Below are 24816 nucleotides of genomic sequence, written 5' to 3' on the forward strand. Positions count from 1 at the left end.
AATATTATTGAATTTAGGAGAATCCTTTGTCTACAAATCATCTTATTTTCACTACGGATATCATTTCATCTCGCATTCATTGATTTAATTTTTAAAGTTGTAGCATTTTTCTCTTTATCATAGTCCTTAGTTATTTCATAATCGACAGTGAAATTTTTAGTTTCGTCATGCAACGTAATGATGAATTTTTTTTGAGATTCATAGACTTTTAGAGAATCTAAAACATAGGTAAAAGAATAAACATCACCTTCAAGTGAAGTACTACTAACACCCCTCCCCGCTGCTACAATAGCAAAGTTTACCTTATTTTCTGGTGTATCATAAATGACTATTAAATCTTTTTTTCCATCTCCATCAATATCAAACATTGCATCATTGTACACTGTAGCATCAGGGACTGATTTCTCGAATTTTCTAAACAATCCATCTCTATCATTACTATCTATATCCACATTTTTTTCAATCGGGTCTAATTTACTTACCTTTTTTTCTCGCTCTTCATTACATCCGCTTATGAAAAGAACTAACATCATTATTATCATACTCTTCACAACTACATTCTTCATTTTCCTCCCCCTTTTAATAAAATGAATATTCTGTTATTTAAATCCTACATTGAAGAATTTACCATAATAATTAGTATATGTACCGTAAAAATATAATAATGAGGTTAGACTAATGAAAAGAACACTCAAAAGTTTGTATCCATTTTATTAGTGCCTCTACTGATCCTTCGGTTGCTGTAGATACCGTATTATTCTTTGTTTCTTATTAAACCATCTGTACTTTACACTCCAGTCTACATATTCCTTATAATGGAAATGTACAGGAGGATGTTTGTGAAATGAAAAAATTAAATTTTAGTACTGCACTCGTATTAAGTTTGGGATTAGCTGATTCCATAATAATAATTCATCACCATAATAATTTAAATTACTAAAAATAACTATATGCCACTATGCATAATTAAGGGTAATACTTTAAACCTAAAGTCTTCCATAAAATTAGACACCTGTTCCTTGTGATTAGGGTTATAACACGAAAAAGTAATGTTTGTGTTTTGACAAGGAAAAGTTAATGGCAAAAAATCTAGGCCTTTTCTCTCTTTTAAATAGCTTATTATTGCACGCATTGTAAATATCAGGTATTATTACGTTATACGTTATATCGCCAAACGTAATAAACTTTTAAAAGGAGGTATTGTATGAAAAAGGATAGATTTTCAGAACCTTCATTGTTTATTTTGATTAGTCTGGCAGAAAAAGATTGTCATGGCTATGCAATTATGGAGGATATTGAAAAGAATTATAGTATTAAGTTAGGTGCTGGAACTTTATATGGAGCAATTACACGTTTAGAAAATGCGGGCTATATTCAAGTGCTTGAATCAGATGATCGCAAAAAACCTTACAGGCTAACAGATGCCGGACGTGAATATTTAAGCAACCAAATTAAAGATATCCAAGCAATAACTACACTTGGTGCAAAAAGGCTTGGGCTTATATGAAGTGGTTAATTTATTTGTATCCAAAAAGTTGGAGAAAACGATATGGCGATGAATTATTTGATCTATTAGAACAAAAAGATTGGACATTCTTTATGACGATTGATTTACTCAGAGGTATAGTTGATGCTTGGAAAATCGAAATAAATGAACGAGAAGTTTTTGGCATTCGAATGAGTAATGTATTATTGCTTGTCGGTTTGATTAATATACTTATTATTCTACAATACAGATCATCACAGGAGGTCATTTTTATGGAACAAATTGCGTTAGTCATTGCAATGGTATCGTTTTTCTTAGCAGTATCTATTTTCATTGTGCATCTTTTTAAAGAAGGATTACAAAAGGCTTTTTCAATCAGCACTAAATTATCGAAAATGAGTCTCGGATTTATGGGCATATATGGTTTGAGTTTTATTACATTTTTAGTACTAACTAATTAACTATCGTATAAAAATTCTATAACATAAAACTAATTATAAATAATAAAGCGTATTCGATTTCTCCCGAATACGCTTCTATTTTCTAATGGCGAATAAATTAAAATCGCCCCATTCTTTAATTATCCTTCGCCAATTCTAACTTCCTTTTATGTAAATAATTCGAATAAAATAAAACGATTAATACTAGACCTACGATAAATGATACATTCCCTATTTTCATAAAAACTATCTTTGTATAATTGTCTAACGGAGTCAATTGGAAAATAAAATATAGCGTCAAAGGTATTGCAACTAAAGAAACTAATAATATATTTTTATTTTTCCAATAACCAAATATCGTTTTTATGAAATAGGTGAAAAAAATCCAAAGACTAAAAACGATTAAAGCATGCGATATTCTATCAGCTAATTGTCCCTTCAGTACAGTTAAAAAAAGAATAGAAAACACGACTACTGTAACAAAAGGAGCAAACACAATTAACTTATCCATTCTTTTAATCGGTAAATGTAACTTTGAATCAGCCACCAATGAAAATGATGCTCTTTGTAAATATAAAAATAAACAAGCAATCATTATCAATCCTAAATATAACATGATAATACCTTCCCTCTGTCCTTTATCCTGATAAAGGAAAATTGTTTTCCTTAAAAAACATAGAATATTATACTAAAATACAGAACCTTATACTACAATTTTTGCATGATTATTATCACCCGTTTCCACCAAAAACCATAAATTACAACAGATCGATGAACCTGACAGAATCATGAATTTCGTCAGGTTTTTGCTGCATTCTGGCTCTTGTTAAATTATTTGATTCAAGAGGTGATGGTCATGAAGAAAGATTTTGGTGATTCGATAGCAAATAATGTTTATGAATATCATGTACTTGCCAGAATGTCTCAGCAAGAATTAGCAGAGAAAGACGGGGTTTCCAAACAAACCATCTTCGTAATGGAAAAAGGAAATTTTGTTCCGACACTGTTGTTAGCTTTTCGAATTGCCGAATTTTTTAGTGTTGATGTAAAAGATATATTTACTTATGAGAAAGGAAATGATCAAAATTATAACTTAGTCTATGTCAGATATCCATAACGCAATTTTTTCCCCTTTAAGGTCCTGGGCTGAACAATCTACGGGAAATTGGAATATTCTCATTGGAGTTAGTTTTTTTCTGGTCATGGCTAGTGCGATTTTTGCCTATGTATTTTATAAGAAGATTTTACCTAGCCGTCCAATATAAAAAGGATTTTTCATAAGGAAAGGTCGGGGTTCGAGACTCAACCAAGGAGCAATCGATGGTCTGATTGGAAGAAACGGCGCTGGAAAAACTACCCTGATGAAGATTATAACGCAAACCATTCAAACTTATGAAAGATCAGTTGCAGACAATCATCAGGTAGGGTACATGATCGAGGAACCAAAGATATTAAGTAGTAAGACGGGATTATTCCACTTAACTTATTTTTTGCAGGTGTATCCACAATTTCACATTACCCTAATTGCAGAATAATTAAACAGTACCAATACAACTATACTTTAGAATCTCATTCAATTTTCTACACTCCTTTGTTTTTAGCATATGAGAAAAATTTGAAATTGCTAAATCATTCAAAAAGGAAGAGGAAAACGCCCTTCCTTTTTATTAATGAACAGCCTTTTTATCGATTAGCTTAGTACTACCAAAAGCAATTACTAACGCCATTAAAGATATAACAAGCGGCGGAATAAAGCTTGTATTTCCAAACACCACTTGCGATGATAAAGTCGAAGCCTCTTCCCACTGCTGTATGCTAGGTGTATAGAACATTGTTAATAGCATACCTGATAACACTTGCAATACTACAAATACTAATGTAAAAATCCCTGCAAATAATAAGTATTTTTTCAACATAATCCCTCCCCCATTAATTAATACTACGACTTAAGTTTAAATAAGTTTCACAAAATTCTATTTTCATCATAGATAGTAAGATAGAGATTATTCTATATTAAGGGTCACTAGGTAGAAAATGACCCTCTTTAACGGTTTCCATAAACAACTCTGCAATTAGCTCCGCTTCATATACCTTTCCCATTCACATCGAAACGAAACTCAATGACGTTGAAGTAGTCAATCATATGGAAACGAAAATTTATACAATAGATGAATCACTTTAACAAGTGCACGTCAAATTAGACAACCTCACTCAACAAGTATTTTCCAACAGCGAAGAACTAACAATTTTAAAACAACAAAATGCTACAAACACTGAGATGCACGAAGTAATTGTTAGAGTAGAGCGCCTTGAGACAGATGTTAAAATTATCAAGAAAGCTATATCATCTTAAGCAGCTTAAAATTCTATTACAAAATTAAATAGAGATCCCTACAAAGAATCAAAAGCATGAACACCTACATTCTGTAAGCATTCATACTTTTTTTAAAAGCTTCTTTCGTTGTATAACCTTTTATTGTAATATCCTTTAAAAATGTAATGACAAAATCACGGAAACTGCTTACAACAAATGGACTTTTCTTCTCTTAGCCCTTCGAAATCACTCAGACTTATACTTTCCGCCATATCTTTCCACAAAGCTTTGTTTCAACTTCACCAGATTCATATATACAGAATTTGGCTACTTTTAATCTTTTGAGTACTTCTTGTCATTCTCAACTACACTTAAAATATCTCTTAATATACCAATAACAACGTCTGGTTTATCAATATGTATCGCATGTCCCGCATCTTCAACGATAATATGTTGCTTATTGGTTGACAGGTTTGCAAGCTCTTCCTGAAATTTCATCCAAATAGCCATTGATTCCTTTGTGTGAAAAGGCTGCAGACCGCCTGTAACGACAATCAATGGAATTTTTCCAAAAGATTTATTTCGAACTTGCTCTAAACTTTCTTCAACTTCATGAAGAGATCCTTCCACAGTGAATTGATTATAATATGCTTCTTGGACTTCTTTTGTAAATAAAGGAGGCAGTATTTTATTTTGATCCTCATGAGATGAATCTAAGAGAACTATTCCTGCGACTTCCTCTGGATATGTACTTGCAAATAATCTTATATTTAATCCCCCTATTGAGTGGCCTACTAATACATACGGAGGCTTTACATCTGCTTGTTTAAGTAATTTACGTAAGTTCTCGACACTTTGTCTACTATGTCGAGGTCTGTCATCCATTCCACTTTTTCCGATTCCTGCTCTGTCATAAATAAACATTCTTGAGAAGTTTGACACTTCATCTTTAATCGAATTCCAGTTTTCTAAATTAACCCCGTACCCTGAATCGAATACTAAAGTTGGACCTTCGTGATGCTCCCCTATCAATTCATAGTATAATTCGATACCACCTATATTTAGTTTTTGCCCTACTTCATTTTTGATAATTTCACTCATATATAATCCCCCAATTACTATTTTGATTTGTAAAAAAACTCATTTCTATTCTATCTTCCTTTTGTAAAGTTCAATCACATTGAACTATATCGTAACATTTACTAATTGTCTTTTCAAGCTGAAGTTTAATATAATTGAACTTGTAAATTGAATTTCAAAGGATGTTAGAACATGAATGAGTTAGGAAAACGAATCAAAAAATTAAGAATAGAGAAAGGTCTGACACTTGTTGAACTAGCAGGTGGTAAAATGTCAAAAGGGATGTTGAGTATGATTGAAAACGGGCGCGCAAACCCTTCGATGGACAGTTTAAAATTTATAGCTTGCCAGTTAGGTTGTGACCCTCAATATTTATTAGGAAACTCTACATCTGATGAGCTAAAAATTTTGTTTAATAAAATAGAGGAAGCGTTTGAAAAAAATAATGATGAACAGATAATTAATTTGACTCAAGACATTTTTGACCGACAGTTTCCCATTTCATTGGAATCTGCAAGGATATTAGAAATTTCCGGAAGAACAGTTATGAAGTCAGAACAAAACAATGGAGAAATGTTGATAGATCAGGCAGTAACAATTTATGATCGGTTATCTCTTTATAGTCACAGTTTGTCAGCTAAAGTATACGTAGTAGAATACCATGCGAAAAATGGCGAGTATCTTAATGCCCTTAAAATGTTACGAGATGTAAGAAAAGAGTATGTTGAAAAAGCAACCGTGATTGATATGCTTGTTGAATTTGAAGTGAATTACGTTGAGATGGTCTTACTTTTCGGGCTAGGAGAATATAAATCAGGAAAGGACAAACTTCAACAATTAATTGAAATGTCTAAGAAGAAAATGGTCTATTGTAAAATGGATAATATTTTCCGAATTGCAGCTTTCCAAGCCCTCCTTCATAACAATGAAAACGATTATGCTTATTTTATAAAAAAGTCAGAACAATTCGCTGTTTTTAGTGAAAATGATAAGTCCTTAGCTTTTACACTGTTGCTTCAAGCTCATTATTATAATCAAATACCAAAAGATTATGAACAAGCTCTTCTTTACTTAGATAAATTTGCTACGGTATTAAAGGGGAATATCGGAAGTGATTTTTATTATCTTGAAAAAGGTAAGGCTTTATTAGGAAAAGGACAGCTCACTGAAGCCTTAGAAGTGTTTGAAAAGTTTAAGATGCCAGGCTCAACTACTTACCCGCTTGAATTATGTATTCTTTACACAGCTTATTCATTTCGGGCAATTTGTCTTATGCAACTTGGAAAATTAGAGGAAGCACTTATATATGCGAAAAAGGCAGCTAGCAAAATAGATTCATTACCCAAAACGCATTATCAAAATTTTATTACAAACACAATTGAGTTAGTAAGTTCATCTTTGAAAAATAAAAAACGGTAAAAGCACTTTTTCAATTTAGATACTACAGATTAAACATTCTAAAAAAAGAAGAGACCAGGTTAATCCACAACATGCAAAAAACTGGTCTCTAGTGTTATACTGCAACGCCCTTGCTCATTTGTGAGAATTTTAGTTGTTTCATTTTTATTTCCCCACCCCTCCTGGATTAAACATCTATTTTTCTTAAGATCACATTTCTCTTTTAAAAGCCTTTAGCATGGGTCCTTTTTAGCGATAAGGAATCTAGAACAAGCTATATCATCGTTTAACCTTTAAACCCAGCAATTCAGCAAAGCCAATTGCTTGTTCAGAGGAAATCACACAGCCACTTAAATCTTTTATAGCTACATTTAATCGTTCAAATGTACACGTGCTTATATCTACATTATTTAATGGAGTATCGCTAAAATCAACTTCATCAATATCACAGTGTTCAAATTTCACTTTCTTAAATTGGCAGTCGTAATAACTAGTACCACGTAATGATGACTGATCAAAACAAATCTGTTTTAATCTCGCTACTCCAAAGTTGCACAAATTCATCATACAACCTTCAAAAGAAACGTTCCCTAAATTTGCCCCTGAGAAATCAACACCTAACAGTTTACAGTTTTTAAATGTAACTCGATGGATAATACCCTCATTAAATTTTGAATTAGATAAGTCACAGTTTTCAAAAATCACATCAGTCATATCAATTTTGTAGAAATCCGAGTTAATCAAAGATACTTTTTGAAAAATAACTTTAGATAAAAATAAACGTTCAATACTATCATTCTCTCTACTTGTATTCGTAATCAGTTGATTCGATAGATACGGTTCTTCGTCATAAAAAACGTCTTCAAAAGTTCCTTTAGCCAAATCATTTGGAATAAGCGGGAGTTCAATTTTAAATTTTATAGTCATTCTATTTCTCATTTCTCAATTTTATTTCGCTACTTAATTCTTTATAAATAGTTTACATTAAAACTTTATTATAATGGATATATTAGTTTTTTCTTTATTATGTATAATTACCACAACCCAAAGATTGTGGTAAGAATTTTTATGTGTCTTCCTTATTATTTATTACATTTTGAGGAAGTGTTTTCGTTATGTTGTTTTTCATTATTTGAATTGTTCTTTTGTTCTTTTGTTAGATCATTTTCTTCACGCACATCTAAATCGTCAGGGCTTAAATCTGATCCAAATTCTACTTGGTCTTCTTCACTGTTATGTCGCTTTTCTTTTGTCAAAATTATCACCTCCGATATATAAATTATCCATTTTGGCGTAATTTATACTTATAAATATTACACTATTTCTTGGGTAATAAAGTTTGCTGATATTATTTGCGAATGTACCTTTTCTTACCTTGATCAATTATGCCTCAGTATAATTGCGTCTGGAATTGTCTGCGCGAAAGCGAAGCGGCAGCGACAACAGCATGATGTTGTCACTCAGTTTATTGCCACAGGACGTGGCGTTCTTAGACTGAGTTCCTTTATTTCAGCAATTATTTGCTGAAAGAAGTTAAACCATTTGATAAACATTCAATCATTTTTTTTACAGTCTTCCCGAATGCTTGCTCACCAATTTCTTCTCGATGTAAAGGTAGAAGCATCATTAGTCGAAAAAGGCCGATTAGAACTTCAGGATCTTCTTCAGTAACCCCTTTATTCTGTAAAAATTTCACAAAATCTAACGAACTTTCCAAATCTTCTTTGACATGGTCATCGATAAGTTCTTTAGGGAGTCTATTAACTATTTTCTCGTACTCCCCTCTTTGATAAAGATTTTGTAAAAATGCATTTTCTTCTATTGCTTTAAAAGAAATATCAAAAAATTTAATTAAAAGATCTTTTGGTGGTAAGGATTCACTCATCACCTCAGCAATGATTTTCTTTTTTATTTCTTCTTCTCTTCGCAATACAGCATAAAATAATTCTTCTTTTGAAGGATAGTATGAATAAAAAGAACCTTTTGCAATCCCACATGCATTTACTATGTCATCAATACTTGTTTTAGAAAAACCATACTGAATAAATAACTCTTTACTTTGGGTGAGTAGTGTTTCATGTATTTGTTTCCTCTGTTCAGTTGATATTCTTGCCATCATAATGCCACCTCTTCATTTGACTATTTGTTGATTTTTAGTCATATATCTGTTAAGTTGATTTTATTAAATTTATTCTTTTTTGTAAAGAGATGGCTTATTCAGAAGGAGAACAGCAATATGAGATTAAAAAATAATATTCCTATCCATGGTTTTGTTGCACCCGGTTTTGAATTAGTGAAGGAAGAATTTATTAAGAATTTTACTAGTAGAGGAGAAGTCGGAGCTGCATTTTCTGTTTATATTAATGACGAACCCGTTGTTGATTTATGGGGCGGATATCGAGATCGAAAAACTAGTGCTGAATGGGAGAAAGATACCTTAGTACAAGTATTTTCTGCTACAAAAGGGTTTGCTGCATTAGCTTTAAGTCTAGCGCATTCAAGAGGATATATTGATTATGATGCGACAGTTTGTACATATTGGCCAGAATTCGCTCAAAATGGCAAAGAAAAAATTACAGTTAGACAGCTTCTGGCACATCAAGCTGGCTTGTGTGCTCTCGATAGGCTTAATATTGAAAATTTAGAAGACCTAGATACTTCACGCTTATCACAGTCCATTGCTGCCAGTAAACCTGATTGGGAGGTGGGAAAATTTCATGCGTATCATGCATGGACAATTGGGACATTAATTGCAGAGCTCGTTAGAAGAACTGATCCGAAACACCGTACCCTAAAAGATTTTTTCAAAGAAGAAATAGCTGAACCGCTAAACGCAGAATTTTATATTGGATTACCTGCAGAAATTTCGGAAGATAGAATTACAACTATTGAAGGAATAAACCACCCTATTCAGTTACTTAAAGGAATGACTAAATTGCCGCCAAAGATGTTACTTAACTTTTTAAATTCTAAGTCACTAGTAGCTCGAAGTTTAGTTGATCCTAAAAAATTTGTTGCAAATAATAATTTTAATCATCGTCCTATTCTATCTATTGAATTCCCTTCAGGTAACGGAGTTGGACAAGTAAGAGGGATGGCAAAAATTTATGGTGCATTTGCAAGCCGTGCAAAAATACTCGGATTAAGCTCTTTAACATTGAATGAATTAAGCATAGGCGCCACACCTCCAAAAGAAGGCTTCTACGACCATGTGAATTGTATAGACATAGCATATTCTCTAGGCTTTTGGAAACACTTCTCTAATATGCAATTTGGTCGAAGCGAAAGCTCTTTTGGACATCCTGGAGCTGGAGGTTCGTTCTGCTTTGCTGATCCAGACGAGGGATTAGGATATGCGTACGCTATGAATAAACATGGATTTGGCATGGCTAATGAACCAAGGGAACTTGCCCTACGGAATGCGCTGTATAGTTGTCTTTAAAGATAGTTAGATGTTATATCATATCATTAGTGATGTAATTTATATTAAACTATGAATATAAAGCAGAAGGAGAAATAATTTATGGCTGAAAAATATGTGCACCACATTTGCATACAAACGAATACATATGTTGAATCTTTAAATTTTTACACTGAAGTATTAGGATTTGAACTAGCACAGGAGTCACCGAATTTCCATGATAGACATTATAATACTTGGATTAAGCTCGGAACCTTTTATATTGAACTCCAAACTGGAAAATATAATGAAGATCTTGATGCTTTCAACTCAAATGCTCAAGGCATTGTACATTTCTGTTTATGGGTTGACAATCTTAGTCAAGAAGTAGAACGATTGAAGGATATGAATGTTCATTTCATTCGTAAAAACGATGAGATTATTTATAAGGTTGAAAATGGTCAACTTTGTAAGTTAAAAGCACCTGAAGGAACTATTATAGAAATTCGCGATAATAAAGGAATTTAAAATAATCATGGGATATTCTTCATCCCTTTTCGTTTTATTCAGAAATACAGCCAGGTCTCATTATTTAAGATGAGTCCTGGTCTTTTGTTTAAATGGTTACATGCAGTTATCCTAAGTTTTTCACTACTTATAATCCTCTCATTTTTTGTCCAAGCTATATACAAAACCCCTTTAAATTACACAGAATTTCTAAAAGTAGGGATCAAAAAAATGAAAAAAAAAATTACGTTAATAGTGAGTTTAACAGCTGTACTATTGCTTTCTGGATGTTGGGATGTTACTGAACCACAAAGAATGTACTATATTGACGGAATTGGTATCGATTATAAAGATGGTCAATATGAAATATATATGCAAATCATTAATTTTGCGAATGTAGCTAAATCTGAAGGGCCTACTCCTCAAGCAGCACCGTCAGAAATTGGATTTGCTAAAGGTAAAACGATGGAAGAAGCCTTATTTAATTTATATCGCTCCATCGACCAAAAAGTATTCTGGGGACATATGACTTTTATTGTTTTCTCAGAGGAAGCCTTAAAAAGTGAGAATTCCATTGCTGTTATTGACAGTTTTTTACGTCATCGGGAAACTAGATATCAAATATTAGCTTATTGTACACAGGAGCCAATTAAAGATGTTCTTTTAATCACACCGATATTAAATAAATCACTAACAGCTTCAAAACTAAGCAACCCATTGCATACAAAAGAATTAGCAACTTATGTAGAGCCTGTTGATTTACGAAAACTACTTATCTTCTTAAATGAGCCGGGTCATGAAGTAAATATTCCATTTATTGAGATCAACAAAAACTGGGAGACGGCCAAAGAGCCAACAACTGAAACAGCATTAACAGGTTTCGGGCTAGTTTCAAGGAAAGGATTTAAAGGCTATCTGAAGGATGGAGCTGCAAGAGGTGTCCAATGGGTCTATCATAAAAAAACTCGTGGAGACGTAACCATTAAATTAGAAAATAAAGAAAAAGAATATTTAACAGTCGATTTAGAAAAATTAAGTACAAAAATTAAACCAATTGTAAAAAATAATGAAGTAACATTTGAAGTTGATATAAAATTAAATGCAATCATCAATGGTTTCAAAGGAAAAGTTTCCACCGACGAAATAAGAAAAGGTATTATTAAGGAGGTTAAAAAAGATATAAAGAAATCATATGAAGAGGGCTTAAAATTAGATGTTGATGTTTTCCGCTTATCAGAGCAGCTATATCGAAAAAACATAAAGGCATGGAAAAAATTACAGAAAGATGGCAAGGTACCTTTAACAGCAGATTCACTTAAATTAAATGTTACCGTAAATAAAGTTAATCCTGGCCGAAAAACATTTGCTGAAACAATTAAAGAATAGCTATTTACCAAAGCCCCCTCAAATTAGACTATTTGAGGGGTGTTTGCTTTATCTTTACATACTTCCTTTTGTAACCTGTTATTGTCGACCTTTGACTCAAATATGGCAACTATTCAACGATAAATTCAATTCACTGAAATAAATTCTCATTTAAACTTTGATTTTCCATACTATGTGTTATAATGCTGTTAAATGGCTCAGCCATTATAAGGGCAAGACCAATTCTGCGCTGTAGCGTTGTCACACGCTACAGCATTTTTATGTTGGCATATCAGGAGGTATTCCGATTGCTATATTAACTTAAAATTCGTTCGTCACAACATGAAACCCTAACGTTTCAGCTTCTTGACGGTCAAAGCCTTCATCTAAATGCATACACCAAAATTTTGAACGAACATCAGGACTCACTAGCTCACTAAGTTTTCGTAATGACAAGTGCACATTGCCTTCATAATCAGCTTTGCAAGTATCGACATAAACGTAATCGTAGACTTTACTCGATTCATTTGGAGTTCGTAAAGATGCTTTTAGGCTATTTGTATCTCCTGTATAATAAATAAGCTTGCCATCTATATATAATTCAATTGAATAAGAAGGTATTTCCTTAACATGACTAGATCTCTCGAAAAGTACTTTACAGAAATTAAGAGTGTATTGTGTATCTGATTGCAATTTTTTTGTAAAGCAATGAACTTCTGGGGTAATGCCATTAATGGATAACAATTCTTCAATTTTTACATCATGAACGGAATAAACAGTAACATTAGATTTTGCCATTTCACCATGGCAATAATAGCTATAAAAAATAAAATCAGCAAGGCTTCCTACGTGGTCCGCATGTGTATGGGTTATCAATACATGGATGTGTTCGATACCTTTCAGTAAATTATTTTCCTTAATGCGGTGAAAAATACTGCTACCACAATCTATAAGTAACATCTGATTCCCCACTTTATAATATGCTGAATTATTCCCTAATTTCGTATTAAATGCACTACCTGAGCCGATAAATTTCAACATAAAGCAGCTCTCCATTTCCAATAACTTGGTTATTTTATAAACGTTTAGTTTTTTACTACCCTCTAAAGCTAATTTTAACCTCAAGAATGTTATACATGCTTGAGATTATTATATTCCCTTTTCAAAATAGAAAAAATAACTAGATCCACATATTTTCCTTTTTCAAATTCATGCTCTCTTAACATACCTTCTTGACAAAAATTTAATTTTTCTAATAATTTAACGGAAGATATGTTTTCAGGGTCGACCTTTGCTTCTATTTTGTTAACTTTCATCTTTGTAAAAGCAAAATGAATGATCGTACTCAATGTCTCTTTCATTATGCCCTTCCTCCAGTAAGAAGGAATTAAATCATAACCGATTTCTAGACGATTATGGGCTTTTTCATAATTTAAAAAACCACATGTTCCAATTACTTTTTTGGTGGCAGGTTCTTCTATAACCCATCTTAAACCACTCTGATCCTCGAAAATTTTTTCATACCAAATCATTTCACTTTTTGTATCCTCTTCTGAGTTAAAAGGTTCCAATGGTATGTATTTCACAACACTTTCATTTGAATAAAGCTCAAAAAGATCAAAGCAATCATTTTCCTGTGCTTTTCGTAATATAAAACGGTCTGTTTCTAATACAGGGAAATCCGTAAAGGTGAAATGTGTGCTCATAAGCATGCCCCTTTGCAATATAGTCAACTTCCATTTCATAGTACCATATTATGCAAAATGAGGTTTATCCTTGGATATATCAGAGAGATCTTCCGTAGAGAGTAAAACAGTAATTGCTATGAATTTCATAATCTTCATTTCTTATGCCTCCTCTTTTATAATTTCGGGACATGCAGTTAGCTGACAAAAATGTCATCATAAAAACAGCTACAAACTCGGTTAATATCATTCACCTTGCACTCTTAGTTACCTCCCTAATGTTTCTAAGATTTTTTGACGCTCAGCTTCAAAATCAATAGCTTCTCCACCTTCTATATCACTGTAATTTTTATGGCGTTGATGGAACCATTCAGGGACAACCTCTTTACGCCCTTGATGGTTGGATCGATTCGTACACTGTTGTCGTTGGTTTTTTTGAGCCTTAAATCGAAGTTTGTCCGCTTCCACCTCTTCAATTGTTTTAAACTTCTTATCAATCCAAGCGTGTAAAATTTTTTCAACGTAATTCCAACGAGGCGCATTGCTTTCTACTGCTTGCTTCATAGCATGAATAACAAGGTCTTCCGAAAGATCATCAATCCAATAATCGATTTTGTGCATGACATGCTCAACTAGAGAACCAAAGCCATTTTGCTCGTAAAATTGGAATGCCATTTGTGGTTTTGGATAATTCTCTTCCGAGGAATGGCTCTTATAACAATAATAACTACTATTTAGTACATTATTATTTAGTGATTTATTATTAATTAGTAGTGACGGTTTTTCCGTTATCGGGTTTACCGTCAACGGATTTACCGTTATCGGATTTTCATTAGACGGTTCAACTTGTGGTGTTTCGAACACCAAGAGTTCTGTTATGCCAAATCTCCCTTGATTTGTTCTCCCCTGCACCTTGTGAATATAGCCAGCTTTAGTTAGTTCCTTGATAATGTTAGCAGTAGAATCACGACTACATTTGCTCCGAGTGGATAAATCAGAAATACAAAATGACCAATCATCTGGCAATGACAACATGTAAGCGAGCAAGCCTTTTGCTTTCCAGCTTAAAAGTTTGTCATTCAAAAATCCTTTGTCTAACACAACATAATTCGCCTTTTTATGAACCCTAAATATAGCCATAATGCCCCTCCTTTTGTTTTGTAAGTTCTTTGAGTTATTCTTCATTCATTAACTTATATACAAATTTTGTACAACATAAGGGACAAATATTTTGTTGAAAATATGGACTACCTCACTTTAGAATGCAAAAAAATAGGACATGCTCCAATGACATGTCCTATTTTTTCCTTTTTATGGTCTGCGAATGTTTTATTTATATAATTCTTTATAAACGATTACTTTTAGCGCCATAATTTCTTCGTCTGTTAATTTACCTTCCATTTCTTGAATAACTTGCTCTTTCGTCATTGAACCATTTTGTACTTTTGTTCTTATATTATTAAGCTCCGAGATACCAACTTTTTGAATCAATACTTTCGTAGCCTCTTCTTTTGTTGTAAACGGCAACTTGCTGCTATCTGCAGTTTTAGCTTCTTCCATAAATGATTTTAATTGAGGGTCACGTTCAATCGTAGTTTTAATTTCATCCATTTGACCATTTTTCTCTAATTCTGTTGAAATAGTATCAACAACCTTATCGGATGCAAACTGCATACCGTAATGATAAACACCATAACCAATAACACCGAGGATAATTACAATGATCAGAAGGAATTTAATGAATCTCATATTCTCACACTCCTTAATTCTAAACTTTATAATACTATATAGTATAGAAAGATGAGAAATGATAACCTTGCAAACACGTCATTTTTCAATAACATTCCTCTGTTAACAATTCCATGAGCCTGTACAAAGTGATTACGGTGAATGAAAGGCCTAGAGAATTTATATAAAATAATAATCTCCCGGTTAAAAAATTTTTTACCGGGAGATTTTTTGTTCATTTTACATACTTCAAATACTTTTTCGCAAAATCTATAATGTAATGCACTTCTTCTTCCGAAATATCGAAAAGACTGCTAACTTTTCGTAATTTAGCTGGTGATTTTAATTGTTCACGCACTTGATCAATCTTCATGTATTTACATTTACGAGGATTTACACTATCGCGAATCTGCTTGTATCGTAGGTAAGCATAGCGAGCAAAAGCATTTAACATCTCCCGCTCCTGCTCATCTCGTTCTAATTTTTTTGCAGTTTCATCGATTATTTCTGAATCAAATGTCCATGTACCATCTGTTAATTGCATAGTACCACCTCTCCGTTGTGTAAAGTTGATAACAAACATGGTTGCATCTTAATCAACTGGCATTAAGATTGCCTCCATCACTTCTATTCATAGCTATTAGATGCATAAGAAAGAGCCACATCTGGTTAAATGTGACTCTTTTAGTATTTTTGTTAGTTTTGTTCATCTTCAAACATTAACTTAACAAAAGTTGTAAGTTTTATTTTTAGCTTCCGCTTCAATGCATGATTTTTTGGGTTACTGCTATTTTCTAATCTTTACTACTATTTTTAATATAATTAAAATTATAGTTTCAATTTTAATAGACTTGAATGCCCCTATTAAAAACGGAGAAACGAAGTACTAATGTTTATAGCCTGTTTTAAATAGAATCTTTTACAAAAAAAATTTCCATCCACTTGAGATTTTTTCAAATATTTTACGTTTTTAATGTAAGGAGGTGGATTTTGTGAATGAACAGCTTATAGAAAAAATCATAGCCGGTGATCAACAGGCTTTTCGCATCATTGTTGATACATATAAGCAGCCACTCGTCAGCTATTTAACGTATCAGACGAAAGACGAAGAGTTAGCGAAGGATATTGCACAAGAAACGTTTATAAAATGCTATGAATACTTACCAAAGTTTAAGGGCGGCTCTTTTAAAGCATGGCTCTTTCGGATTGCGATTAATCATCTTATCGATTTTAAGCGGACGCATAAAGAAGATGCGACACCACTTGAGGAAACGCCATCATTATGTACACCAGAATCAGTATTGATTGCTAAAGAACAGAAAGAGTTGCTACAGCAATGCCTTACAACATTGGACGATAAAACGCGTCAAATTTTTATTCTTAAGTATGCCAGTAACTGCACGTACGAAGAAATCGCTGAAACACTTCATATTCCCATAACCGAGGTGCGAAATCGTTTATATAGAACAAAAACTCGGCTAAGAAAATCCAAGTTGAAGGGAGTTTTAAATGGTGAATTGCTTATCGACTGAAGAAATGTATGATTTTATCGATGGACAACTTGAAGAGTCAACAGCGCAAATTGATACGCATATCCACTCATGCGCAACTTGCTCAGCACTTTTTGAGGAGCTGCTTGAAACGGAACATGCAATAAGCACTATGTTCTCACCTGTGAATGTTGAGGCTGCTTTTACAAATCAGGTAATGAATCAATTATCGTTGGAAAAGACTGTACATCCGAAAAAACGAGACTGGCGAGCAGCTTTAGCAACTGTTTTCGTCACAGCAGCTTTATTATTTCTAGTATTTTCGATTTTACAGAAGGAATCCTCAACTAGTTCTTCCTCTGTAACGATTAGCGTAAAGGACGTTAAAGTAACGGATGCTCTCATAGAAGTAACATTAGCTACATCTGGCTATAACGGTGATGAACTTTTCTTCAATAAATCGAACGAAGGTAATGTAAATGATATATCACTCGTTCTACCAAACGGGGCAACCGAATCTATAGGTAGTTATGCAGAACCATCAACAAATGAAATTACCTATGTGTTTCCATTATTTGATGTGCCCTACCCTGAATTTAAATTAGTTTTCGACTTTAAACACATATATGACATTGATGGACAGTGGTCGTTTGAAGTACCTATTAACCGACAGGAATTGTTAGCCAAAACGGATAATATCACACTTCATTCTTCTTTTAAAAAGGACGGCATTGACGTAAATTTCATACGTGCACAGCATGGACCTTACAACTCTATCTTCAAATTTGAAACACAATTCACGAACGATATGGCAACATTTGTAGAACAACAAGTAGCACAATATACTGCTGATTTACCTGTAACTGAAAAGGATACTTATGTAGGTTATAATGCACAAATTCTATATGATGTAATAAATGCAGATGGAAAAACTTTAAAACGCTCAATTCCTGAAGATACTATTAGCATTCAAAATGATTGCCTAGCTCATACTGAAACACTTAGCACATTCCCAAGCATACGTGATGGAGGTTATTTATCTGTAATTGGAGCAAAATTTGAGCTACCAACGAATGTAAGACATGCACTAACAGTTGACCAATTACCTTATTCATTCACCTATAAAGGTACATCATATGAAGTGAAGCTCCAATCAGATCAATCTCTTGAGATTTCTTCAGATGCAAAGTCAACGACCATTAGTAGTTGGGATATTAAAGTCGATCATAAAACAGCATGGGATACAGCCCGATTACGAACAGATAAAGATAAAACATATACGACCTTTACATTAAACAAGGACATTCAGTTAGATTCTTTTATTCTTTACGGTCAAACTGAAACAAAATTTGTTTATTTTGATGAACCAATTGATGTTGATGTTCACTAAAAGTGTATACAAATTACTTTGACTTCCTGAAATAATTCAACTCGAAATATTATCTATTAAAAGGCCTTCTGAATTTGACATAAGATCTATTCAGAAGGATTTTTTTATCAAGTTATTAATTATAATTTACATATATCTTTTAATTAACTAAAATGGAAATATAATGATTTTAATAAATAATTAAAAGGAAGTATTCAGATGAACAACCAAACTTATGTGAATTGGAGCGGTCATCATCTTAAACTGACTTGGCTACCAAATGAAATAGTTGAAGATTACAGTAAAGTAACGAGTGTACATGGAGTTTGTTTTTATCAAGGAAAGGTTTTGTTAGTTTATGTAGACGGAAGAGGATTTAACTTTCCTGGGGGTCATATAGAAAAAGGAGAAACACCAGAAGAAGCATTGCATAGAGAGGCATTTGAAGAAGGCTATGTAAAGGGCCAAATCAATTATATTGGAGCAATTGAAGTCAGTCACGAAGAGAACCCTTTATACAATGCTGATAGTAAATACCCTTTAATTGGCTATCAAATGTTTTATAGCATGGAAATCCAAGAGTGTCTCCCATTTCTTCGTGAGCATGAAACGATTTCACGCATTTGGGTTGAGCCAGAAGAAGTACCTTATGTAATCAATGACCATGAGTTTGCACACTTAGTATTACAAGCAACTTTAAGAAACAAACCTTCTTATCGATAGCTGTTTTAGGCTGTAGCTTTATACTTTATTATAATGGAAGGCAGCTAGGAATTAACGTTTTACAGAAGCATATTCATCAAAAAAAGACTAAGCTCCTTCTTCAGTCTTAAGATATTTTGATTTTATATAAGGAGAAAAAATTAATGAAAAATAAGCTATTATGGTTAGCGATAATTGTTGGTGCATTACTTATAATTTCGGGTATCATTTTAGGTGTTGTTGGTGCCGAAATTTTAAATATACCTTTTATTCGAATGGATTTAGTCCCAATAGGTGTTGGATTTTGTGGAGTCATGCTAATAAGTACGGGCTTCACTAGAATGATAGATGAAAAAAATAAAACTAAGGAACAGCTTATTGATGAAAATGATGAACGGAATATTGTAATAAGTCAAAACGCCAAATCAAAAGCATTTGATTTGATGATCAATTTATTTGGCTTTAGTCTACTAGCATTAGCTATATTTGGTTATATGAACAAGGTTTCTTTTTTTAGTCTCATAGCACTTTATTATACCTGCTATGGTTACTACTTATATTGCGTTAAAATAAATAAGGCGAACATGTAGAAGATGTGACTTATACATAATTTCAAAAGTTCACCTGTAACTTTTATTTTTAAATCTAATTCACAGGCATTTCACTATACAAGCATAACTATCAAAGCATATTTATAGTAGTGTAAAGCTAACTTAGCTTTGCGCCTCCTAGTTTGTGGTTTAGGGTCACTTTGGTTCGAGTGACCCTTATTTCTTCTCTTTTATTATTATCCAATTTCCCCAACTTTTTTTGGAACTGTGCTGATAAATATATAGACATTATCTAATTTCGGGTTAACTATCTAAGATTTTGCATGATGGAAAAACTTTATGCTTTTTTTCTAATTACTCCCCTTACCTACTTTCCTCAATTAATCCTCGTATTGCGAGATAGATCAACTTCAGTAATAATTTGGAAAACCCCTTCTCATTACATTCGTATATTAATTAAACTGATATAAGTGAGGTGACGAAAATGATTGCTGGATATGTTACTTGTATTGTTCTCGCTATACTAATTATTTTCATGGGTTATCTTATCCATATAAAAAAGAAACTGGAGCTTATTGCGGGTTACCAAGAAGATATTTTTATTGGTGATAAAGATAAACTAGCTAAGCTATTTGGGATATTCTCTTACATAGTAGGTATTGCAACCTTACTGTTACCTTTTGGACTAGAGTTTTGGGGTAACATTAGCGGTATTATATATGCCGTTTGTATATGCCTTGGTACAGTAGCAACTTTGGTCTGGAAACAAAAAATTAATAAGTCACTTTAAAAAGAGTCTTGCTTAGGCACTTTTCATTTCCCTTGATAATTGTAATAAATATAAAATATCCCCTTGAATGTAGACATGGATTATATTGTCTACTTCAAGGGGAACTTTTTTACGTACATTATGTCATTCTCAAACGTTTCGTTAGTCATTCTACCACTTTTAATTTATCTAAACGATACTTTTTCTTTTATCTTTCCAAACAACGAAAAACATATATAGGTTAAATAATAAAATGATGATGACTGTTACTGCTAAAGAATATGTATCCGGAATCTTAAATAAGAATAAGTTCAAAGAATTTAATAATCCCGCTAACATCAATAATATCCAAAAGCTATTTTTTCTTTTTAATTGATCACCGTTACCTAGATAACTAGCAGAAAGCCAGATAAAGAAAGGTAAGTAACATACAATTGAAAAAATTAAAATTGCCCATCCAATAATCGGCATAGTATAAACACCTCCTAGAACCTTCCTTATTTTATACGATTGAAATTTGTAATAGTTTCAATTTTATTATTCTATAAAAATGAAATTACTTTTATTAATTGAAGTAGAATAGTCTCTTTCTCGAAATGTCGTATGTCTAAGAAATCTCAAAAATTCGAGATCCACTTTCACATAGTTGTCCATTTTTTTGAGTAATTCCTCATAAATTTTTTTCAAATTTTTAATCCAACTGAGTAAATTTTAGATGAATAACTCCTCTCCTTTCAACACCTGAGCATATTATAGCTTGTAGAAAGGGGGGATATTTATGGGATACTGGCAAAGTGGAAATATTGGTAGTGGAGGTTGTGGCTACTATTATGGCGGTGGCGGCAATGGTTCAACATTCGCTTTAATCGTAGTCCTCTTCATTCTTTTAATTATTGTCGGTGCAACATTCATGCGCTATTAATTAAATTTTAAAATATTTACTTTCTATTCAGATGTTCAATTAAAAAAGTTAATGCTATTTATCATTGTCACATTCACTCATTTTCAAAACCTCTGTTACAAAATAACGCATCCTAAATAGTAGGATAATCACCAGCCTTACACCTACAGTAAAACAAAGAGGTCACTTTTGTCCGAGTGACCTTTTAGATTAGATGGTCAACTTTCATCAGGCTAAAATATTATTTTAGAAAAATCTAGGAAATTAATTTTTTATTTGAGGAGGAGTAAAGGAATTACAGTCATCATCTAGAACTTCAAAAAAGGCTCAATAGTGCTGAGCGCTCTTTTATTATTTACTAAAATAATAAAATAAAACTGCAACAATAATATTTGGTAAAGCAATGTATAAGGAGTTTATAGTAATTTTATTGCGTTCGTCCCTATTTTCAATTGATTCGGTAGCAAAATTTGCCCTCATCCTATCCCCACTAGCCAAGGACCCCGAAAAAATCATTGAAATGACAATGAAGATACAGCCAACCGTGCCTGAAACTAAATAAATCTTTTCCATTCCCCACAAAATCATCGATATCAGGACACTGCATAATGATAAGAAAACACCAATTAATAAATACCTCAACGCAAATCACCCCTCTCCTTATTTTACGTTTAATTACCAAAATTTGTTTCACTATTTTATAGTGCTTAGTTTACTTTTCAATTTAATGTACGGTAGCACCTGTCTTTGGATATAGTGACAGTGCGAAATGTGTACTGGTTTTACGTCTTTTGATCATAATACATAAGCCAAAAGGAGTTTTTGAAAAATATGTAACTACTCTTAGAATAGTTACGAAGACTAAAATCATAAACTATTTTCTTCTAAAGTAAAAATAAGCCATTTCGAGACAAGAAAGTCAGGAGTAGGCTTATTCTTTGAAGTTCTTAAATACTTCCTAAATATTCAACAGTTAACTCTTGCTCATTGATATCCTTATCCAAGGATACCCTATATGCTTTACCATTAGGTTTTGAACTAACGATTTTATGGATTTCTTGATCGATAAAATGAACGGCTACTCCATCATCAGCGGCAATTCCAGATGAGAGTTTATTAGCTTTAACCAAGTTATGATAAGCTGGTCTTCGATTGATTTCTCCATCGTAATGAGGACAATTACTTCCTGGAAGAAACCCTAAACATGTTATCGGCTCTAAATCTCCCCCAAATGAATCTGTTATTCCTTCGTCAAACCAACAAATTGAGCCAGCGCTAATGCCTGTTAAAAGGATACCCTCATGCCAAGCAGTCTTAAAAATGCTATCTAATGACCATTCTTTCCATAAAGCTAAAAGGTTTTTAGTATTTCCTCCCCCAACATAAATAATATCCTTTTCCAAAACAAAACTTTCTAAATCACGAGTAGGAGGAGAAAAAAGAGATAAGTGAGACGGAATACATTGTTGTGAATCAAAGAAAGAATAAAATTTTGAAATATAATTTTCAGAGTCTCCGCTTGCAGTAGGAACAAAGCAAATCTTAGGATTGGCTTTGTTAGACTGCTGCAAAATATATGTATCTAATAACGGATTATGAGGCTCCATAGAAAAGCCCCCTCCTCCTAATGTAATAATTTGTTTCATCTTTCCCACTTCCCTTTTGAAAATATTGTATATTGATTATATAACACCCCTGAATATTCAGTCTATTTCTATAAAATTAATAGATTCCAAATGAATGCGAAAAATAGATGACTTCACTAAGGAATCCCACCCATTTAAGATCTTTTTCATTTTATTACTGGAGTTGGTATACCATTGCTCCAATCCTTAATAAATGGGGATTGGTGAGGATTTAGATTGAATGGTATTTCATTTTTCGATAGAAAGTGCAATTCGCTACTTTCATCATTGATTTGTAAAGTACCTTGATAATCACTAGAGTAAAAAATTATTTGAACACTAAATACTTTATCTCCATTTGAGTACTCTGCAAAACCATTTTTACCTGAATATAATCCAAACAATGAAACGTTGTTCAGAATAAGATTAGTTTCCTCAAAGACCTCTCTTCTAACTGTTTCTTCAAAAGTTTCTCCGATTTCCAAGATGCCTCCTGGGATTCCCCAAATATCATTGTCGGTCCTTTTTTGTAAAAGAATACGTCCCCTATCATCTTCAATTATTGCTCCACAACCAATAGTCAATAGCGTTTCATGCCCAATCATCTGTCTCATCGTTTTAATGTAATCATTCATAATTGATGCCCCCATTCCTTGTTTGTAGACCTCTTAAATGTCCTTTTTCATAATATATTTAAAAAACTAGCCTAGTACATTAAAAGTTGAAATCACCATAAACATCATTATTTTACATTATTACTTCTAGTAAAAAAACAAAGGAGGAATTTCCATTCAAGAAATCTCACGTTGAATAAGAGGGAATCATTAGTTCTTAAAGATGGGTATATGTGTGAATGGCTATTTCGTGCCCTTCTTCGTGTTTACATCCTTTGGATTTTTTTCTGCATTTTCGCCCACAATGAATAATAATAACTCTTTTGATGTTATTTACTCATGTGGCAAAAACAACTGCACTACCGATTTCCAAATGTTATATTATTAGGAAGGAGTGTTATTGTTTTTGATAATAAAGGTAAAAGAAGAGGAATTTGATCTAAACTGTTCCAATCTAAGTCAAATGTGCTTCGAACCGCTAATTAAGATTTATAAGGAAAGAATGTCCGAAGAAACTAATATCGGTGTTAAAGAATGTTTTTATGAGGAACTTACTGAAGGCCAAAGAGCATTATTTATGTTTAATGTCTATTATACCCATATTAGTAAATCTCTTATCGAATTTTATTGGTGGAGTTCTTATTTCATGGCTCAGCCTAATAATTGGGCAGCTATCAAAGCATGCTTTAAGTATTTTAATGACCAACCTTTTCTATTACTCCTTGAGAAAATTGAACAGGAATTAAAACAACACAATCATCCTACAACATTAGAGAATTTTTCAATTACTCGAGATGAATTAAATCAAAACAAAGAGCTCCATGCTTCATTTGAATCGTTATATGCAATATTCGAAAATATTAATCCAGTTACTTTAGCAAAAATAAATTCTGCGATCGAAAAGAATTTACATGAGTTTATACAAATTGAAAATTAAATGAAGGAGTATTTTTTTATGGCAACTATAGAGGACTTTATGAACCTTGATATAAGAATTGGTACTGTTATCCAAGCTGAAGAACTTCCGAAAGCAAGAGTTCCTGCCATTAAAATGAAAATTGATTTTGGGGAAGATATTGGAATCAAGCAATCCTCTGCTCAAATTACGAAACGCTATACACCAGAAGGAATTATTAATAAGCAAGTAGTAGCAATTGTTAATTTCCCTCCCCGTCGTGTAGCAGGCTTTAAATCTGAAGTTTTAGTGATTGGCGGAGTTCCTGTGGAAGGAGATGTAATTCTATTAACTCCTGATCAGTCTGTACCAAATGGAACTAAAATTAGTTAAAGATAGAGATCTTATGATTGTTGATTTATACTCTATATTTTTATTTTTTAATGAATCTATTTCTCAGGCACAAAACTAACTAAAATAACTTCCAGAACATAAAT

The 24816-nt window shown here is 32.7% G+C and carries 32 protein-coding genes and 1 pseudogene; 17 read left to right on the forward strand and 16 right to left on the reverse strand.

Going from position 1 to position 24816, the window contains the following annotated elements; all coding sequences use genetic code 11:
* Window positions 1-65 precede the first annotated feature (65 nt).
* Window positions 66-566 (reverse strand): hypothetical protein, encoded by a 501-nt coding sequence (locus ACQKMV_RS12880; protein WP_427504374.1) that lies wholly within the window; start codon window positions 564-566, stop codon window positions 66-68.
* Between the two features lie 638 nt (window positions 567-1204).
* Here ACQKMV_RS12880 and ACQKMV_RS12885 point away from each other — a divergent pair.
* On the forward strand, window positions 1205-1507 hold the full coding sequence (locus tag ACQKMV_RS12885) for a PadR family transcriptional regulator (protein WP_370078802.1): 303 nt from the start codon (window positions 1205-1207) through the stop codon (window positions 1505-1507).
* Window positions 1504-1947, forward strand: a complete 444-nt coding sequence (locus tag ACQKMV_RS12890; RefSeq protein ID WP_427504375.1) for a hypothetical protein — start codon at window positions 1504-1506, stop codon at window positions 1945-1947. The genes ACQKMV_RS12885 and ACQKMV_RS12890 overlap by 4 nt, the downstream gene beginning before the upstream one ends.
* Before the next feature lie 115 nt (window positions 1948-2062).
* On the opposite strand, the gene ACQKMV_RS12895 is transcribed toward ACQKMV_RS12890, so the two are convergent.
* On the reverse strand, window positions 2063-2542 hold the full coding sequence (locus tag ACQKMV_RS12895; protein ID WP_427504377.1) for a hypothetical protein: 480 nt from the start codon (window positions 2540-2542) through the stop codon (window positions 2063-2065).
* A 240-nt stretch (window positions 2543-2782) separates the two neighbouring features.
* Between ACQKMV_RS12895 and ACQKMV_RS12900 the strand changes: the two genes are divergently transcribed.
* From ACQKMV_RS12900 to ACQKMV_RS12910, 3 genes and pseudogenes are all read left to right on the forward strand, one after another.
* Window positions 2783-3043, forward strand: a complete 261-nt coding sequence (locus tag ACQKMV_RS12900) for a helix-turn-helix transcriptional regulator (protein WP_427504378.1) — start codon at window positions 2783-2785, stop codon at window positions 3041-3043.
* Window positions 3027-3170 (forward strand): annotated as a pseudogene (locus tag ACQKMV_RS12905) (DUF2178 domain-containing protein); the annotation flags it as partial. The gene ACQKMV_RS12900 and the pseudogene ACQKMV_RS12905, both read left to right, overlap by 17 nt.
* A gap of 33 nt (window positions 3171-3203) precedes the next feature.
* Window positions 3204-3461, forward strand: coding sequence for an ATP-binding cassette domain-containing protein (locus tag ACQKMV_RS12910; RefSeq protein WP_427504563.1), 258 nt, complete (start codon window positions 3204-3206; stop codon window positions 3459-3461).
* Window positions 3462-3593: 132 nt separating this feature from the next.
* On the opposite strand, the gene ACQKMV_RS12915 is transcribed toward ACQKMV_RS12910, so the two are convergent.
* Both ACQKMV_RS12915 and ACQKMV_RS12920 read right to left on the reverse strand, forming a co-directional pair.
* Window positions 3594-3839, reverse strand: a complete 246-nt coding sequence (locus tag ACQKMV_RS12915; RefSeq protein ID WP_427504379.1) for a hypothetical protein — start codon at window positions 3837-3839, stop codon at window positions 3594-3596.
* Between the two features lie 734 nt (window positions 3840-4573).
* Complete coding sequence (locus tag ACQKMV_RS12920) at window positions 4574-5341, reverse strand: alpha/beta fold hydrolase (protein ID WP_427504380.1); 768 nt, start codon at window positions 5339-5341, stop codon at window positions 4574-4576.
* A 171-nt stretch (window positions 5342-5512) separates the two neighbouring features.
* Here ACQKMV_RS12920 and ACQKMV_RS12925 point away from each other — a divergent pair, with 171 nt between their 5' ends.
* The gene (locus ACQKMV_RS12925) at window positions 5513-6739 is read left to right on the forward strand and encodes a helix-turn-helix domain-containing protein (RefSeq protein ID WP_427504382.1); all 1227 of its coding nucleotides are present in this window, start codon (window positions 5513-5515) and stop codon (window positions 6737-6739) included.
* A gap of 258 nt (window positions 6740-6997) precedes the next feature.
* Here ACQKMV_RS12925 and ACQKMV_RS12930 read toward each other — a convergent pair whose 3' ends face one another.
* From ACQKMV_RS12930 to ACQKMV_RS12940, 3 genes are all read right to left on the reverse strand, one after another.
* Window positions 6998-7645, reverse strand: a complete 648-nt coding sequence (locus ACQKMV_RS12930) for a pentapeptide repeat-containing protein (RefSeq protein ID WP_427504383.1) — start codon at window positions 7643-7645, stop codon at window positions 6998-7000.
* Between the two features lie 155 nt (window positions 7646-7800).
* Entirely contained in the window at window positions 7801-7983 is a 183-nt protein-coding gene (locus tag ACQKMV_RS12935; RefSeq protein WP_427504385.1) for a hypothetical protein, read from the reverse strand.
* A 251-nt stretch (window positions 7984-8234) separates the two neighbouring features.
* Window positions 8235-8837: a TetR/AcrR family transcriptional regulator gene (locus ACQKMV_RS12940; RefSeq protein WP_427504386.1), complete on the reverse strand. Its 603-nt coding sequence runs from the start codon at window positions 8835-8837 to the stop codon at window positions 8235-8237.
* Between the two features lie 117 nt (window positions 8838-8954).
* On the opposite strand from ACQKMV_RS12940, the gene ACQKMV_RS12945 reads away from it, so the two are divergent.
* From ACQKMV_RS12945 to ACQKMV_RS12955, 3 genes are all read left to right on the forward strand, one after another.
* Window positions 8955-10160 carry a serine hydrolase domain-containing protein gene (locus tag ACQKMV_RS12945; protein WP_427504387.1) on the forward strand — a complete coding sequence of 402 codons (1206 nt, stop codon included), beginning with the start codon at window positions 8955-8957 and terminating at the stop codon, window positions 10158-10160.
* 81 nt (window positions 10161-10241) lie between these two features.
* Complete coding sequence (locus tag ACQKMV_RS12950; protein ID WP_427504388.1) at window positions 10242-10646, forward strand: VOC family protein; 405 nt, start codon at window positions 10242-10244, stop codon at window positions 10644-10646.
* 210 nt (window positions 10647-10856) lie between these two features.
* Entirely contained in the window at window positions 10857-12011 is a 1155-nt protein-coding gene (locus tag ACQKMV_RS12955) for a Ger(x)C family spore germination protein (RefSeq protein WP_427504389.1), read from the forward strand.
* A 300-nt stretch (window positions 12012-12311) separates the two neighbouring features.
* On the opposite strand, the gene ACQKMV_RS12960 is transcribed toward ACQKMV_RS12955, so the two are convergent.
* From ACQKMV_RS12960 to ACQKMV_RS12980, 5 genes are all read right to left on the reverse strand, one after another.
* A complete protein-coding gene (locus ACQKMV_RS12960; RefSeq protein ID WP_427504390.1) occupies window positions 12312-13031 on the reverse strand; it encodes an MBL fold metallo-hydrolase in 720 nt (239 codons plus the stop codon).
* A gap of 89 nt (window positions 13032-13120) precedes the next feature.
* The gene (locus tag ACQKMV_RS12965; RefSeq protein ID WP_427504392.1) at window positions 13121-13696 is read right to left on the reverse strand and encodes a GNAT family N-acetyltransferase; all 576 of its coding nucleotides are present in this window, start codon (window positions 13694-13696) and stop codon (window positions 13121-13123) included.
* Window positions 13697-13942: 246 nt separating this feature from the next.
* Window positions 13943-14815, reverse strand: coding sequence for a DnaD domain protein (locus tag ACQKMV_RS12970; RefSeq protein ID WP_427504393.1), 873 nt, complete (start codon window positions 14813-14815; stop codon window positions 13943-13945).
* Window positions 14816-15004: 189 nt separating this feature from the next.
* Window positions 15005-15424 (reverse strand): hypothetical protein, encoded by a 420-nt coding sequence (locus tag ACQKMV_RS12975; RefSeq protein WP_427504394.1) that lies wholly within the window; start codon window positions 15422-15424, stop codon window positions 15005-15007.
* Window positions 15425-15638: 214 nt separating this feature from the next.
* Window positions 15639-15947, reverse strand: a complete 309-nt coding sequence (locus ACQKMV_RS12980) for a hypothetical protein (protein WP_427504395.1) — start codon at window positions 15945-15947, stop codon at window positions 15639-15641.
* Window positions 15948-16395: 448 nt separating this feature from the next.
* On the opposite strand from ACQKMV_RS12980, the gene ACQKMV_RS12985 reads away from it, so the two are divergent.
* The 5 genes from ACQKMV_RS12985 (at window position 16396) to ACQKMV_RS13005 (ending at window position 20305) form a co-directional block, all read left to right on the forward strand.
* A complete protein-coding gene (locus ACQKMV_RS12985; protein WP_427504397.1) occupies window positions 16396-16935 on the forward strand; it encodes an RNA polymerase sigma factor in 540 nt (179 codons plus the stop codon).
* Complete coding sequence (locus tag ACQKMV_RS12990) at window positions 16913-18283, forward strand: anti-sigma factor family protein (protein WP_427504399.1); 1371 nt, start codon at window positions 16913-16915, stop codon at window positions 18281-18283. The genes ACQKMV_RS12985 and ACQKMV_RS12990 overlap by 23 nt, the downstream gene beginning before the upstream one ends.
* 198 nt (window positions 18284-18481) lie before the next feature.
* Complete coding sequence (locus ACQKMV_RS12995; RefSeq protein WP_427504400.1) at window positions 18482-18985, forward strand: NUDIX hydrolase; 504 nt, start codon at window positions 18482-18484, stop codon at window positions 18983-18985.
* 143 nt (window positions 18986-19128) lie between these two features.
* Window positions 19129-19554, forward strand: a complete 426-nt coding sequence (locus tag ACQKMV_RS13000; RefSeq protein ID WP_427504401.1) for a hypothetical protein — start codon at window positions 19129-19131, stop codon at window positions 19552-19554.
* 445 nt (window positions 19555-19999) lie between these two features.
* Entirely contained in the window at window positions 20000-20305 is a 306-nt protein-coding gene (locus ACQKMV_RS13005) for a DUF3784 domain-containing protein (RefSeq protein WP_427504403.1), read from the forward strand.
* A 168-nt stretch (window positions 20306-20473) separates the two neighbouring features.
* On the opposite strand, the gene ACQKMV_RS13010 is transcribed toward ACQKMV_RS13005, so the two are convergent.
* On the reverse strand, window positions 20474-20755 hold the full coding sequence (locus tag ACQKMV_RS13010; protein WP_427504404.1) for a hypothetical protein: 282 nt from the start codon (window positions 20753-20755) through the stop codon (window positions 20474-20476).
* A gap of 307 nt (window positions 20756-21062) precedes the next feature.
* Here ACQKMV_RS13010 and ACQKMV_RS13015 point away from each other — a divergent pair, with 307 nt between their 5' ends.
* A complete protein-coding gene (locus ACQKMV_RS13015; protein WP_427504406.1) occupies window positions 21063-21206 on the forward strand; it encodes a YjcZ family sporulation protein in 144 nt (47 codons plus the stop codon).
* 330 nt (window positions 21207-21536) lie between these two features.
* Here the strand turns inward: ACQKMV_RS13015 and ACQKMV_RS13020 are convergent, their stop codons facing one another.
* The 3 genes from ACQKMV_RS13020 to ACQKMV_RS13030 form a co-directional block, all read right to left on the reverse strand.
* The gene (locus tag ACQKMV_RS13020) at window positions 21537-21773 is read right to left on the reverse strand and encodes a DUF5316 domain-containing protein (protein WP_427504564.1); all 237 of its coding nucleotides are present in this window, start codon (window positions 21771-21773) and stop codon (window positions 21537-21539) included.
* A 359-nt stretch (window positions 21774-22132) separates the two neighbouring features.
* A complete protein-coding gene (locus tag ACQKMV_RS13025) occupies window positions 22133-22831 on the reverse strand; it encodes a Type 1 glutamine amidotransferase-like domain-containing protein (protein WP_427504407.1) in 699 nt (232 codons plus the stop codon).
* A 146-nt stretch (window positions 22832-22977) separates the two neighbouring features.
* Window positions 22978-23445 (reverse strand): NUDIX hydrolase, encoded by a 468-nt coding sequence (locus ACQKMV_RS13030; protein ID WP_427504408.1) that lies wholly within the window; start codon window positions 23443-23445, stop codon window positions 22978-22980.
* Window positions 23446-23830: 385 nt separating this feature from the next.
* Here ACQKMV_RS13030 and ACQKMV_RS13035 point away from each other — a divergent pair, with 385 nt between their 5' ends.
* Window positions 23831-24361 (forward strand): hypothetical protein, encoded by a 531-nt coding sequence (locus tag ACQKMV_RS13035; protein ID WP_427504409.1) that lies wholly within the window; start codon window positions 23831-23833, stop codon window positions 24359-24361.
* A gap of 18 nt (window positions 24362-24379) precedes the next feature.
* Window positions 24380-24712, forward strand: a complete 333-nt coding sequence (gene csaA / locus ACQKMV_RS13040; protein WP_427504410.1) for a chaperone CsaA — start codon at window positions 24380-24382, stop codon at window positions 24710-24712.
* Window positions 24713-24816: the final 104 nt, after the last annotated feature.

This window comes from Lysinibacillus sp. NPDC094403 (assembly GCF_050278745.1).
Lineage (GTDB): Bacteria > Bacillota > Bacilli > Bacillales_A > Planococcaceae > Lysinibacillus.